The sequence below is a fragment of the Bacillus sp. AY3-1 genome, assembly GCF_008368785.1.
Classification (GTDB): domain Bacteria; phylum Bacillota; class Bacilli; order Bacillales; family Bacillaceae_G; genus Bacillus_A; species Bacillus_A wiedmannii.
Genome location: NZ_QORZ01000014.1, coordinates 239,985 through 255,605 on the forward strand (window position 1 = coordinate 239,985; position 15,621 = coordinate 255,605).

Annotated in this window: 9 protein-coding genes, 1 pseudogene and 1 riboswitch; of the genes and pseudogenes, 2 read left to right on the forward strand and 8 right to left on the reverse strand. The window is 34.1% G+C overall.

The features are described 5' to 3' along the window. Positions 1–19: 19 nt before the first annotated feature. A complete protein-coding gene (gene hmoB, locus DN389_RS10365; RefSeq protein ID WP_149237076.1) occupies positions 20–523 on the forward strand; it encodes a heme-degrading monooxygenase HmoB in 504 nt (167 codons plus the stop codon). Between the two features lie 165 nt (positions 524–688). Here the strand turns inward: hmoB and DN389_RS10370 are convergent, their stop codons facing one another. The 6 genes from DN389_RS10370 to DN389_RS10395 all read right to left on the reverse strand — a co-directional run bounded on the left by DN389_RS10370 (position 689) and on the right by DN389_RS10395 (position 13,638). Then, entirely contained in the window at positions 689–2,107 is a 1,419-nt protein-coding gene (locus DN389_RS10370) for a PH domain-containing protein (protein ID WP_149237077.1), read from the reverse strand. Next, the gene (locus DN389_RS10375; protein ID WP_088121578.1) at positions 2,100–2,576 is read right to left on the reverse strand and encodes a PH domain-containing protein; all 477 of its coding nucleotides are present in this window, start codon (positions 2,574–2,576) and stop codon (positions 2,100–2,102) included. The genes DN389_RS10370 and DN389_RS10375 overlap by 8 nt, the downstream gene beginning before the upstream one ends. A 220-nt stretch (positions 2,577–2,796) precedes the next feature. Continuing rightward, positions 2,797–3,093 carry a protoporphyrinogen oxidase gene (locus DN389_RS10380; protein WP_149237078.1) on the reverse strand — a complete coding sequence of 99 codons (297 nt, stop codon included), beginning with the start codon at positions 3,091–3,093 and terminating at the stop codon, positions 2,797–2,799. 249 nt (positions 3,094–3,342) lie between these two features. Next, the gene (locus DN389_RS10385; RefSeq protein ID WP_149237079.1) at positions 3,343–4,332 is read right to left on the reverse strand and encodes a hypothetical protein; all 990 of its coding nucleotides are present in this window, start codon (positions 4,330–4,332) and stop codon (positions 3,343–3,345) included. A 901-nt stretch (positions 4,333–5,233) separates the two neighbouring features. Beyond that, entirely contained in the window at positions 5,234–12,778 is a 7,545-nt protein-coding gene (locus tag DN389_RS10390) for a SpaA isopeptide-forming pilin-related protein (RefSeq protein WP_149237080.1), read from the reverse strand. A 59-nt stretch (positions 12,779–12,837) separates the two neighbouring features. Then, positions 12,838–12,930, reverse strand: a riboswitch (cyclic di-GMP riboswitch). A gap of 171 nt (positions 12,931–13,101) precedes the next feature. Then, a complete protein-coding gene (locus tag DN389_RS10395; protein ID WP_060489215.1) occupies positions 13,102–13,638 on the reverse strand; it encodes a TetR/AcrR family transcriptional regulator in 537 nt (178 codons plus the stop codon). Positions 13,639–13,962: 324 nt separating this feature from the next. On the opposite strand from DN389_RS10395, the gene DN389_RS10400 reads away from it, so the two are divergent. Then, positions 13,963–14,355, forward strand: a complete 393-nt coding sequence (locus DN389_RS10400) for a hypothetical protein (protein ID WP_098189607.1) — start codon at positions 13,963–13,965, stop codon at positions 14,353–14,355. 73 nt (positions 14,356–14,428) lie between these two features. Here the strand turns inward: DN389_RS10400 and DN389_RS10405 are convergent. Continuing rightward, positions 14,429–14,569: pseudogene (locus DN389_RS10405) on the reverse strand (CPCC family cysteine-rich protein); the annotation flags it as partial. 199 nt (positions 14,570–14,768) lie between these two features. Beyond that, on the reverse strand, positions 14,769–15,422 hold the full coding sequence (locus tag DN389_RS10410; protein WP_149237081.1) for a DUF975 family protein: 654 nt from the start codon (positions 15,420–15,422) through the stop codon (positions 14,769–14,771). Positions 15,423–15,621: the final 199 nt, after the last annotated feature.

The following is a 15,621-nucleotide window of genomic DNA, read 5'->3' on the forward strand; positions in this document are numbered from 1 at the left end:
TAATTAAGGGGGCATTAAAATGAAGGCTATTATTTCATACGGAACACCTCTAGAACAAGCACATTTCACTGCAAAAAATAATGAAAAAGATATGTTTTATAAAGAAAATACAGAAGAATCTGTAGAAGGTTCGCTTCAGTATGACGTACTAGACGCTGTTGGAGAATTTAAAGGACAACCTGGCTATATCGTTTGTAACAACATTTCTGTAACAGACGAAGGTCGCCCAGTATTTGAAAACCGATTTAAAAACCGAGCAGGCCTTATTGAAAACGAACCCGGCTTCCAAGCAATCCGCGTTCTACGCCCATTAAGTAACGATACATATGTCATCTTAACGATGTGGGAAACAGAGCAAAACTTTAAAGATTGGACAGAATCACGTTCATTCGAAAACGCTCATAAAAAACGCCCTGCACAAGCAGAAGGACAAGCTCCGGCTCAGGCGCATCCACATGCGGAACAGCAGAAAAGTATTTTCTCTCGTCCGTCATTTGTGACTACTTTTGATGTGTTAGTTTAATTTTGGGTTCGGAGTTTGAAGACCGCGGTATGTGAAATTATATCAACGATTTTCCAAATATATCTATCATATCTTTGAATATATCAACGATTTTTTCAATATATCGACGATTCGACAAAGAATATCGACTTATCGACAAATGACGACATAAAAAAGGAAACACCGTTACGCACCGATGTTTCCTTTTTCTTTATACCAATTATATATGCGAAGCGCGTCTTCTTTTCGCATGTGCTTCACTTCATATCTATGCCCCGCCACTGATACGACAGCTGTACATAGCTCGTCTTTCTTTTGAAAATACGATTGATTGTATCCTACTGCTTGAACATGCCTTCTTCGCATGATTCCTGTATATTTTGCTAGGCCTCGGTATACCATGACTAACTGATTGTCTCGTATCATATATCCACCACTTTTATACCGGGCATATGCAAGTAACGTAAATATGATAAATAGTGGTATTAAAGTGAATAACGCCATATCTTGCTTAAAATATATACTCGCACCGACGATCGGCACAGCGAGTATGGCACTTGTAATCCAGCCCATTATTACGTAACGACGTAATGCGGCCTTCGGTAAATGAACGATTTCCTCTTCCGTTTCATACGGCAACTGCAAATATGTAAGTAACTGCTGGACATCTTTTTTCTTCATAAAAGGATGTAACATCACTTCATGCCCTGCTGCTTCTATACTTTGAATAACTTCCACTTCGACAGAGCAATAACCGAAAGGCTCGCGGAGAATTCCTTCTTTCACCGTAATTGCTTGAATGCGATGTAATTTTAAAACAAACTCTTTCTTATCAAATAACCCTTGCACGATGCGAACTTCATTTCCGTTTCGCTCTATTTTAAAGTTCGCATATTTTAACGCATAGCCAGCTGTCGAAACGACCCACGAAACCGCCATTAAAATCGCGGCCATAACGATTAATTCATATACACCGTTATCCATCACATACGCTTCCACTTTATTTATGATCCATTCTGGAAGAAATTGATTAAACTCTGTGTAAATAAGAAGTAATCCAGAAAACACTAATCCGAATCTACCAGACGTAATGGAAGCTGCTAAAATCTCTTTCATCGTTAACTGATAAATCGTCTTACTTTCTTCTGCCATGGGTACTTCTTCACTCGCAGCGCTTCTTTTTTTATTTAATAAGGCAATTAGTTCCTTCGCTTCATCTTCTTTAATGCCAGCTAACATCACTTCTGGCTCACTACCGCCGCCTGCTACTTCTATATTTAATTTCGTCAGTCCGAGCACTTGATAAATGATGTTAGAAGACGTACTAATATTTTGCACACGTTCTTTATTTAAGTAACTTTCCTTCTTAACGAACACACCGTGCTTAATATGTAAAATATTATTCTCAATCCAGTACACTTTGAAATACCATTTTATAGCTGAGAAAATTGCCATAATAAATAATATGGCCAAAAGAACAAGATGAAAGAAATACCAGGGTTCTACTTGACCATCTGATCGAAATAAAACAAGAAAAATAAAAGGCAATAAACCTGCAATTCGAATACCTAATAATATCGTGATCGGATGTTGCCTCTTATACATCCTCATCACTCACTTTCGCAAGTTCTCCAATTTGTCTTTTCAGCTGCTCTGCTTCTTCTTTCGTTAAGCCTGGAATACTATGAGAAGTTGCCGCTGTTGAAATATGTAATTCTGCTAAATTATACTTTCTCATAATTGGGCCCTGTTCAATCGTTACGTGCTGCACACGCATCATCGGAATAAGTACGCGTTTTACAACGAACATTCCCTTTTGAATCTCAATCTCTTCTTCATTTAATCTGTAACTATAATAACGTTGACGTAAATTTGGAAACACAAAATAATCAAGCGGGATAAATGTAATAGCTCCTGTTACTAACAAGCCAAACAACCAGCCCCACCAGTTAAAATTGACCATAAAAAAGAAATACGCAATTACGACTGCTAGTATAACTGCCGCCCCAATTAAAGCGTGGATTCGCCACACTTTCAGCATATTAGAATGAATCTCCCTTTCTAACGGCTGCATCTCATCACTCCAATTATATGAATTTATTAATTATATATTAGTTGGTATATACATATTTGTAAAATTACCCCACGTTAACGAGCAGTAAAACTCCCAAAAAATTTCAGCTGGAGCAAAGAAGTTAGGTGGGCGATCAACTGTCCGTTAACGTCCGATTGGTTCAACTAATAATCAGTGGGGATGGATCTCCCACTGATTAAAGTTTCACTTTATAGTTTTTCTACATCGTATCCATTACTTCTTTAAAATTCCCTTCATTAATCGAATACACTTGAAACTGAATGTAGTCTATTTCATTCGTATCTGGTTTAGCAAATGGCAAAATGTTAAATCTCGCCGCTGATCTTCCTAACATATCTACAATCATTAAAGAAACGTCAATATATTCGAAGTCTATACAGAATACTACTGCTTCTCCCGTAAATTCATAATCTTTAATCGCATCATAGGACTTATTCGCACTAATGAGCATCACTTTTAATAGTTGGTTCAAATTTTCTGGTTTAAAATTAATCATATATACAGCTCCTTTTTTCAACAAAACACTACAAAAATAGTGTAATCTTATACTTTCATAGCTTCACACATCAATTATATTAAAAATAAAGCTAGTTTTTTATATATTTTTTGATATAATTACATACGGGAAACGGGAAGAATTTTGTCTTCCCTTGTGTTTTTATTTGCATCTAGTACTTTTGCTAGATGCTTTTTTTATGCTAAAAAAGGTACCCTCATATACTTTGAGGATACCTTTTCCATCAATTTAGTGCACTTCAACGATTGTACCATCTTCGAATACTTTATATACACCAGTAAATCCTGGTCCACCTGCACCTTCTATTTTATATGTCGTATGCACTCTTATTTGATAATATTTCTTTCCATTCTCTACTTGCGTATTCTCTAGCGTGTAATTATAGTCTTCTTTATATTCATTTTTGATATATTCTTTCGCTTTCTCAAAAGTAAATGCATTTTGATTCTTTCCTGTTTCTACTTTTTGGTTCTTTTCTGCTTCTACCTTTTGATTCTTTTCTGTCTCAGTTTTTTGGTTCTTTTCTGTTACTACCTTCTGATTCTTTTCTGTCTCAGTTTTTTCGTTCTTTTCTGTTGCTACCTTTTGATTTTTTTCTGCCTCAGTTTTTTGAGTCTTTTCTGTTGCTACCTTTTGATTCGTTACTGCATTTGTTTTTTGTGCCTTCGCAGCTTCATTCTTTGCAGTTTTTTCTTCTTCATTCATTTTAGTAACTAACCCTACCGCTTTTTTATTATATTCTTCAAGGTTTTTGTTATCTTTTGTTTCTGCAACTAGCTTATTTAAGATTTCTTTCGCTTCTGCGTAATTTTTCTTACTTATTAACTCTTCACTTTTCGTCAGTTGCTCATTATACTTCTTGTTTTGCTCTAAGATGGCTAGTAATGCTGTGCGTTCTTCCTTTGCCTGTTTTACAAGCGTAGCATTTCCATTCTTCATGTTCTCTACTTTTTCAAATGACTTGATTGATTCTTCTACCTTTGTTTCTTCTTTTAACTTCACTGCTTCAATCATTACTTTCGTTTGTTCTACAAGCATCTTTGCATCTGAATCGTCTTTTTTCTCATCTAGCGCTTTTTCAAATGATGATAAGGCATTTTTATATTCTTTATTCGTTAACGCGCTCTTCCCTTCATCCATTGCTTTGTCGAAATTCCCATTACTACATCCAGCTAACATTAAAAACGTAAGTCCCATTACCATTAATAACTTTTTCATTTTTTCTCCTCCTATATATCCCTAAAACAATAAAGTGAAACTTTAATCAGTGGGGGGTTTTGTTCCTCCCCACTGATTATTAGTTGAACCAATCGGGCTTTTACGAGCAGTTGATCCTCACCTAAATTCTTTGCTTTCGCTGAATTTTGAGGTGGAGGTCTTACTGCTCGTTAATGCGGGGTAACAGCATATGTATAAAAGTCTGTGTAGTAATTAGACTGAAAATAAAGATGTACTTTGTGTGTGGGAAAGGAAGTACATTTCATTTACTATCATTACTTAAAACTCCTAAATAGTTGGTTTTCTTCTTTTAAGACAGAAAGGAATTTTAATAATGTGCATAAAGCTCTCACCAGGCTCTTTACTACACACACTCTTATACACATAGAAAAACTATTTTTAGGTTGCTATTTTTTTAGCTTTACATATTTTCGTAACATAAAGAAAAACAAAAGAAAACAAACCGTAACATAAGTTACCGTTTGTAACTTTTCTGTAACACAAATGTAACATAAGGTTTTTAAATATACAATAGTTTTTTTTACATTATTTTCCCCTATCTACATTTTAAGGTGTTAATACAGTGCTAAAACGAGTTTCATCTCCCACCTGCTATTGGACTATCACCCTTTGAATACTTTAGGAAAAAGCCCTCTTTCTTAAAGTACTCAAATTAATTACATAGATAACTCTTTTTTCACCCAAACATTACGAAGGCCTTTAACCTTTTATTTTCACATTAAATATATATAGCTATTTTTTGATATGACCATATCAAGAAAATAGGACGAACTTTTTCTTCCTTTTTGTTTCTATTTGCATCGAGTTCTTTTGCTAAATGTTTTTTATGCCAAATAAAAAAGGTATCCTCCAATACTTTGAGGATACCTTTTCATTTTTATTATCTCTGCTGTTTTCTACCTAATACGAGCAATCCAAAACTCATCATGATAAGAAGTGCTCCCATATATGGTTCCACAGGCATTTTCTGTCCTGTTTTCGGTAATTCTTTTTCAGGCTTCTCTGGATTCATTGTTCCAGGCTTCTCTGGATCCGTTGTTCCAGGCTTCTCTGGATCCGTCGTTTCTGGTTTCTCTGGATCCGTCGTTTCTGGTTTTTCTGGATCCGTCGTTTCTGGTTTCTCTGGTCCTGGTGGTGCTAAAGAAGTCAATTTGTTTAATACTTCTAATTGAACTGGACTTATCATTCCTTTTGTAATTTCAAATGGAATTGGATTAGTTAACTTTTCATAACCCTTTGGTGCTTCTACTTCTACAAGTGTGTAGTGACCTACAGATAAGCCTGAGACTTTCGCTTTTCCTTCTTTATCTGTTGTTACTTTCGTTACTACTTTGCCTTTTTCGTCATGAACTTCAAACACTGCCCCTGATAATACATTCTTACTTTCAGCAGCCATTTTTGTAATTTCTACTGAACCTTTGTCTAACTGTTCATTCTCTACTTTTAGTAATAAAACTTCTGTCATACCTTTTTTAATTTCGAATGATACTGATTCTGTTAGTTTTTTGTAACCTGGTAAACTTTCCGTTTCTACTAATTTGTATTTTCCTACTGATAGATCTGAAACTTTCGCTTTTCCTTCTTTATCTGTTGTTACTTTCGTTACTACTTTGCCTTGCTCATCTTGCACTTCAAAGACTACGCCTTCTAATGCTTTCTGACTGTCTTTATCCACTTTTGTAACTTCTACATTACCTTTGTCTACCAATTCATTCTCTATTTTCAATGATAAGACTTTCGTCATACCTTTTGTAATTTCAAATAATACTGGTTTTTCTAGCTTTTTATAACCTGGTAAACTTTCTACCTCTACTAATTTGTAACTTCCTACAGATAGATCTGAAACGTTTGCTTTTCCTTCTTTATCTGTTGTTACTTTCGTTACTACTTTTCCTTTTTCATCTTGCACTTCAAAGACTACGCCTTCTAATGCTTTTTGACTGTCTTTATCCACTTTTGTAACTTCTACATTACCCTTGTCTAACATTTCATTTTCGACTGTTAAAGCAAGAGATTTTGTCATGCCTTTTTCAATTTGGAAAGTAATCGGATCTACTAATTGCTTATATCCTTTTGGTGCTTTCACCTCTACTAGCTTATATGTTCCAACTGATAAATTAGTAACTTTTGATTTTCCTTTTTTATCTGTCGTTATTTTAGCAACTACTTGTCCTGCTTCATCTTGAATATCAAATACTGCATCAGCTAAAGCATCTTTATTTTCTTTGTCTACTTTTGTAATTTCTACATTTCCTGTATCCACTAATTCATTTTCGACTGTTAATTGTAATGCTGTAACTCTACCTTTTTCAATTTCGAATAAAATTGGTTTTTCTAGTGGTTTGTATCCGGCTGGTGTTTCTACCTCCACCAACTCATACTTTCCAATAGATAAATCTGAAACGTTTGCCTTTCCATCTTTATCCGTTTTTACTTTTGTTACTACTTTCCCTTTTGAATCACGTACTTCAAATACAATACCTTCTAATGGTGCTTTACTATCTTTGTCTATTTTTGTGATTTCAACATTCCCCGTATCCACCATTTCGTTTTCTACAGTGAACGCTAGAGATTTTGTCATACCTTTTTTAATTTCAAATGGTACCGGCTTTTCTAATTTTTTGTATCCTGGTAAGCTCTCTATTTCTACCAGCTTGTACTTTCCTACAGATAAGTCTGAAACGTTTGCTTTTCCTTCCTTATCTGTTGTTACTTTTGTTACTACTTTGCCAGTTTCGTCTTGAACTTCGAAGACTACACCTGCTAACGATACCTTATTATCTTTATCTATCTTCGTTATCTCTACATTTCCCGTATCTACCATTTCATTTTCTATTTTTAATGATAGAACTTCTGTCATACCTTTTGTAATTTCAAATGATACTGGTTCTGCTAACTTTTTGTAACCTGGTAAGCTTTCTTTCTCTACTAATTTGTACTTTCCTGCAGATAAATCAGCAATTTTTGCTTTTCCATCTTTATCTGTCGTTACTTCTGTTACTACTTTGCCTTGCTCATCTTGTACTTCGAAGACTACGCCTTCTAATACTTTTTGACTGTCTTTATCTACTTTTGTAATTTCTACAGATCCTTTATCTAACTGTTCATTCTCTACTTTCAATGATAGGACTTCCGTCATACCTTTTTTAATTTCGAATGACACTGGTTCTGTTAACTTCTTGTAACCTGGTAAGCTTTCTTTCTCTACTAATTTATACTTACCTACTGATAAATCTGAAATTGTTGCTTTTCCATCTTTATCTGTCGTTACTTTCGTTACTACTTTATCTTTTTCATCTTGCACTTCGAAGGTTACGCCTGCCAATACTGCGCCACTTTCTTTGTCCACTTTTGTAATTTCTACTGAACCTTTATCTAACAGTTCGTTCTCTACTTTCAATGATAAAACTTTCGTCATACCTTTTTTGATTTCGAACGATACTGGTTTCGCTAGTTTTTTATATCCTGGTAAGCTTTCTACCTCTACTAGCTTATATTTCCCTACTGATAAATCTGAAATTGTTGCTTTTCCATCTTTATCTGTTGTTACTTTTGTTACTACTTTATCTTTTTCGTCTTGCACTTCGAAGGCTACGCCCGCTAATACTGCGCCACTTTCTTTGTCCACTTTTGTAATTTCTACTGAACCTTTGTCTAACTGCTCATTCTCTACTTTTATTGATAAGACTTTCGTCATACCTTTTTTAATTTCGAATGATACTGGTTCTGTTAATTTTTTGTATCCTGGTAAGCTTTCTTTCTCTACTAATTTGTACTTGCCTACAGATAAGTCTGAGATTTTTGCTTTTCCTTCTTTATCTGTTTTTACTTCTGTTACTACTTTTCCTTGCTCATCTTGTACTTCGAAGACTACGCCTTCTAATACTTTTTGACTGTCTTTATCTACTTTTGTAATTTCCACTGAACCTTTATCTAACTGTTCGTTCTCTACTTTCAATGATAGGACTTCTGTCATACCTTTTTTAATTTCGAACGATACTGGTTCTGTTAGTTTTTTATAGCCTGGTAAGCTTTCTTTCTCTACTAATTTGTACTTGCCTACAGATAAGTCTGAGATTTTTGCTTTTCCTTCTTTATCTGTCGTTACTTCTGTTACTACTTTTCCTTGCTCATCTTGTACTTCGAAGACTACGCCTTCTAATACTTTTTGACTGTCTTTATCTACTTTTGTAATTTCTACTGAACCTTTATCTAACTTTTCGTTCTCTACTTTCAATGCTAGGACTTCTGTCATACCTTTTTTAATTTCGAACGATACTGGTTTCGCTAGTTTTTTGTATCCTGGTAAGCTTTCTACCTCTACTAGCTTATATTTCCCTACTGATAAATCTGAAATTGTTGCTTTTCCATCTTTATCTGTTGTTACTTTTGTTACTACTTTATCTTTTTCATCTTGCACTTCGAAGGTTACGCCCGCTAATACTGCGCCACTTTCTTTGTCCACTTTTTTAATTTCTACTGAACCTTTATCTACTAGTTCGTTTTCTACTTTTAGTGATAAGACTTTCGTCATACCTTTTTTAATTTCGAACGATACTGGCTCTGTTAGTTTTTTGTATCCCGGTAAGCCTGCTTTTTCTACTAATTTGTACTTGCCTACAGATAAGTCTGAGACTTTTGCTTTTCCATCTTTATCTGTCGTTACTTCTGTTACTACTTTGCCTGCTTCATCTTGTACTTCAAAGACTACGCTCGCTAATGCTTTTTGGCCTTCTTTATCTACTTTTGTAATTTCTACATTACCCTTGTCTAACATTTCGTTTTCTACTGTTAAAGCAAGAGATTTTGTCATACCTTTTTCAATTTGGAAAGTAATAGGATCTACTAATTGCTTATATCCTTTTGGTGCATTTACCTCTACCAACTTGTATGTGCCAACTGATAAATTAGTAACCTGTGCGTGCCCTTCTTTATCTGTCGTTATTTTAGCGACTACTTGTCCTGCTTCATCTTGAATCTCAAATACGACATCAGCTAAAGCATCTTTATTTTCTTTGTCTACTTTTGTAATTTCTACATTTCCTGTATCCACTAATTCATTTTCGACTGTTAATTGTAATGCTGTAACTCTACCTTTTTCAATTTCGAATAAAATTGGTTTTTCTAGTGGTTTGTATCCGGCTGGTGTTTCTACCTCCACCAACTCATACTTTCCAATAGATAAATCTGAAACATTTGCTTTTCCATCTTTATCTGTTGTTACTTTAGTAACTACTTTCCCTTTTGAATCACGTACTTCAAACACAACACCTTCTAATGGTGCTTTACTATCTTTGTCTATTTTCGTGATTTCAACATTCCCCGTATCCACCATTTCGTTTTCTACAGTAAATGTTAAAGACTTCGTCATACCTTTTTTAATTTCAAATGATACTGGTTTTTCTAACTTTTTATAACCAGGTAAACTTTCTACCTCTACTAATTCATACTTTCCTACAGGTAAATCTGAAACATTTGCTTTTCCATCTTTATCTGTCGTTACTTTTTTCACCTCATTGCCCTTTTCATCTTGGACAACAAACGTTACTCCCGCTAACGGTGCCTTATTATCTTTATCTATCTTTGTGATCTCTACATTTCCCGTATCTACCATTTCATTTTCTATTTTTAATGATAGTACCTCGATCATGCCTTTTTTGATTTCAAATGATACTGGCTCTGTTAGTTTCTTATAGCCTGGTAAACTTTCTTTCTCTACTAATTTGTACTTTCCTACAGGTAAATCTGCAACTTTTGCTTTTCCATTTTTATCTGTTGTTAATTCCTTTACTACTGTTCCAGCTTCATCTTGCACTTCGAAGACTACACCTTCTAATGCTTTTTGGCTGTCTTTATCTACTTTTATAATTTCTAATGAGCCTTTATCTAACTGCTCATTTTCTACTTTCAGTGATAAGACTTCTGTCATACCTTTTTTAATTTCGAATGATACTGGCTCTGTTAATTTTTTGTAACCTGGTAAGCTTTCCGTCTCTACTAATTTGTATTTTCCTACTGATAAGTCTGAGACATTCGCTTTTCCATCTTTATCTGTCGTTACTTTTTTTACCACTTTTCCTTTTTCATCTTGCACTTCGAAGACTACGCCTGCTAGTGCTTTTTGGCTGTCTTTATCTACTTTTGTAATTTCTAATGAGCCTTTGTCTAACTGCTCATTTTCTACTTTCAATGATAAAACTTCTGTCATACCTTTTTTAATTTCAAATGATACTGATTCTGTTAGTTTCTTGTAACCTGGTAAGCTTTTCGTCTCTACTAATTTGTACTTTCCTACTGATAGATCTGAAACGTTTGCTTTTCCATCTTTATCTGTTACTACTTTTCTTACCACTTTATCTTTCTCATCTTGGACTTCAAATTCGACACCCGCTAATACTGCGCCGCTTTCTTTGTCCACTTTTGTAATTTCTACATTACCTTTGTCTACCATTGCATTTTCTACTGTTATTGGGAATATGCCGTCCCCTGTTACATTTACTTCGAACTCTTTTTCTTTTAATTGGTATCCTTCGGGCGCTTTCGTTTCTTTTAAAATATATTTTCCTGGTGCTAACGGTTTAGAAATTGCCTTACCGTCTTTATCTGTAATAATATGCTCAACTACTACACCGTCTTTTACTATATCAAACTCTGCATTTGCTAACGCTTTACCACCATTTTCCGAATCAATTTTCTTTAATTCAATTTGACCCTTTTGCATGGTATTTTTAATTTCAATTGTTTTTGTTTCTCCAGCTTGAAGCGTAACCTCTACCGGACTTGTTAATTTTTGATATCCCTCAGGTGCTACTTTTTCATAAACTTTATACGTCCCAGGAGTTAAAGTTTGAGGTGCTGAAAAACCTTTTTCGCCTGTTTTCAGTACTGCAACAACCTTATCCTCACTATCTCGAACTTCAAATTCGGCACCTGTTAACTCTTTAGTCGGATCCTCAGCATCTATTTTATGAATAGCTACTGTACCGTCTTTTGGAGGTTCAGGCGGCGTAACCGTTACTTCATTTGATGTTAATTTCTTATCATCAAAATGTAATTCTGCTTTATTAGGAATCTTCTTATCTACGTAAGAAGATAAGTCTGCATCAGCTTTAATTTTCGCCTTAATATTCAAGTTAATTATCTGGTCTTCATATGACTTATAGTCAAAACTCTCACCGAACGTAAATGTTACTTCACTTTTTTGTTTATCTATCTTTAGTGTTCCTTTAGAAGTAATATCTTGGCCATTTTGATCATACACTTTTGCCTCTAATACTTCTAATACATCTTCTAAATCATCACTAATTACCATAGATGTGTATTTAGGAGGATCGTTTGGTATATGTGTACCAACTTGATATTGAATAGGTTGATCCATTTGCGCTAACTGCTGATTCTCTACAAGCTTACCACTCTCATCAACTATATTCTTTTCAATACTAGGTGGATGATCGTCGCCTGAACCAGTTCCTCCCCCACCACTTACGAATACTTCTCCTACTTTTTCTTCAGTTTTAATATTTTTGCCTTCTAATTTCACTGTATTTTTATGAGGCTTTGCAGCAGGATTAGTAATCTTTGTTTTATATCTTAAAATATAACCTTTTGAACTGTCTGGAAATTCAATTGTAAATCCAGTTTTCGTTGCATTGATTTTAATTTTAGATAAATCTGCTGGCTTAATATTTGTTGGTGCATAGCCATCTTCAAATACAGCCTCTTCTAATACTAAGCTATCTGTAATTAATTCATGCCCAGGTCCTAATGTGTCTGTTAATTTAAGATCTTGCATTTCTGTTCCAGTTGCATTTACATATACAAGCCAATCAGCAATGGATGGATCTTCTTGATTATAAGAACCCCATTTCAATAGATTATCTGTATTGGGCTGCGGCTGCGGTCTCTCTGTCGTATTACTTACACTTACTTCTTTATTTACGATTTGACCATCAACGTTAAATTCTAATGGAATTTCTTTGACACCATCATATGCTTCTAGCCCAAAGTAGAATTCTACGAATAAAGAACCTTTAACGTTATTCTTTCCTTCTACGTAATCACCCATAGTACATGTCAATAGACCTTTTTTCATCTCACATGTACCAACTGTTTTTCCTTCAGCATCTTTTAAAGGAAAACTCATATTCATAAGATCTTTTCGAAATTCTTTTGGCATATCAATTGTGAATTGATCTCCACTTTTTATTTTTTCTTTAGCTGACCACTTCACTTCTACTTTCATGCCATCTGAGGCTTGATATGGTTCAGACGTTGTACCATCAGTACGGGAGATATTAATCTCGTCCACTGGATTTTTTATCACAGCGGCTTGAATAACTGGAGCCCACACATTTAGCACTGAAAATAATACTAGAAAAACTAATGAAACCATCGAAATATGCCTCTTAGTACTTTTCATTTGCATAATTCCCTCCTATTTTTTATATTTATATAACAAAAAAAGACCGTCCGGTTGCATCAAAAATGTGCAACCAGACGATCTTAGTAACCAATATGTATTACCGTAGACTCTAAGCTTTGCGGCCTATCCTTTCGAATAGTGTGCTAAAAATATTTTTTATTCTTTTTTTGTTTCATTTTCCTCTTAAACCAAATATTACTATACCGTCTGGACGGTTATAATTCAATACTCTATGAAATTGTTCTATTTTTCTAATAAAAAAAACAATTCACCAGTGCATTAAATAAGCAATGGTGAATTGTTTTACATTATATAGTTCGTATATTCTATTTATATGAATTAAAAATAAGAGCTTGAATCACTTTTTCTCTTAATTCGGGGCTTAGTCTTCCAACCCCTAAATATTCCGAATACCATAATCCATCTGCCGCTAATCTAATAATTGTGGCACAAACTGAATCTATCTCATCATTTTCTATTTTATTTTGCAGTTGCTGAAATGATTGTTTTAACGGTTCAAGTAATTCAGGCTTTAGCATTAATGCTGCCATCATACTACTACCCAGCTCTTCTACTCTTCCCTCATTACTTAATCTTTCCTCTACAAAAGAACGTACCCACCTTCCTTTCTTCTCTAAGTCCTCCGCTACTTTATTGTGAATAGCGTCTTGATACTCCTCCGTCCCTTTGAGTATCATGCCCTCTATTAAAGCTTCTTTAGTTGAAAAGTGATACAACAATCCACCTTTACTTATCCCCGCCTCTTTTGCTACCGCTTCTAAGGTTAACTTAGCAACCCCTTTACATTGCACAATTTGAGAAGCGGCCGCTAAAATTTTTTGCCTTGTTATACTTATACTCATTCCTTTTTAAAACCCCCATTTCTACTAAATTTATATAAATACGTATCTTATTTTTAATATCGCTGAGTAATAATAAATATTTTCTTTATACAAAAAAGGCTTCATTACCTTTGAATTGTTCGTTGCTTCTTCTATTAAAAATTTCCATATCATTCAATATGATAACATCAAACAATCACGATTGACTATACATCTATACAATTATATTCGTTGAAAATATATCCATAAACACAAAATGCATACAAATTGATTATCCTTATATATTTATATCTATAATTTAAAGAGGTTTATATGTTCATAAAAATAAAGTGAACTTTTATAAGGATGATTCCATTAGAAAAATTTTCTCTTAGTTATTTAATATGCTTATTAGTTTTCTCTATAACAGTGAATTTTTTACCATATGCACGCACTCCAAATTATACGGATTCATGGGGACCAATTTGGGTACCTATTATTACCGTTTCAATTCTTGGAAGCATTCCTGTTCTTATCGGTTGTTTATTAGGTGAATTTTGTTATAGAAAAATAAAAGGAAGTCACGAATTAAAAATTGGAATCCCTTTATTTATATTGTTAGGTATTTCTTACAATCATTTACTCTTTATGTGGTTTAACAAAAGAGATTTTCTATCCTTTTATTTAGAAGCTTTTCTGGATACTGGCCTTCCTATTACTATATCATCTTTAATCTTTTATCTTATAAGACGACGTTAATTCTTTCATCATTGCATAAAAAAATGTTATTACTCCGGTTACATCGAGTAATAACATTTTTATTTAAAGCTATTTAACAAACTTGCTTCCAACTAGCATCCTTCACATCTTCACTAGTCGGCTTTCTAACTGATCCAACAAAACATTCCTCGCAAGCACCAAATGCAATGAAGTTTTTCTGTGCTTGTCTTAACGAAACTTCATTCGCTCCACCTGAATTTTGAGGTGGGAGTTTTACTGCCCGTTAATGCGGGATAAAAAAATAACCCTCTATGGTAAAACATAGAGGGAAGAATTTCTATATAAAAACCTATACCTTATCCTGAAGTGAACCCGAAAACAGAACACATATCAAAACACCTAAACCGTCTGTTCCCTATATTCTTTAGGGGACAAGTGGTTTAGGTGGTTTATTAGAAGGTAGTACCTTCTTTTTTATAATATTCTTTTGAAATCTCTTCATAAAATGCAGCTGATGTCGTGTAGAAATAAGGTACTAACCATAAGAAACCGATTCCTACAGTAAGAATACTTAAAATGAACCAACCTAAGAAACTTAAGCATAGTAAAAAGTAATCCATTTTATGTCCATTCATCATACGACGGCTTTCAGTAATCGCTTGATTCGCTGTATATTCTGGATGATCATTCAAAATAAAATATGTCATAGAATAAGAAAATGATTTAATAATACCTGGAATAATAAGAAGTAATGTCCATAGAACCAAGTACACATTCATTAGTAAATATGTTAAAAACGATTTCATAAACTTACTTCCATCGTTAAACCATCTAAATATATGACCAATACGAGCATTAGTCCCGCGAATTACATTTAAAACAAAATAAGAAGCACCTACTGTTAACGGGCCGATAATAAACATTGCAATAATAGTTACTGTAAGTGACTCATTTGCTTCTTCCCACCCCCAAAATATCGAGAAAATACCTGTAGTTAGAATTTCAACAGCTCCAATAAGGATTCCGACTAATAAGGTTGCCCCTACCGCTAATCCCCATTTTCCTTTTAATGCATCAAGTGATTCTCTTTTTAACTGACTTATCATATATAGCCTCCTAATACTTTTTCTATATTAGTATACCATTTATATCAAAAATTCCACAGATTTTCCTGAAATAGAAGCATACTACCTTTTTTGGTATGTATTGATATATGTGCGCTGTAGCTTTACTAATATATGAATTAAGTCACTCATTTTCCTATAATAAAAAAAGCCTGCCTTTCATGAAGTGAACCCGAATAGT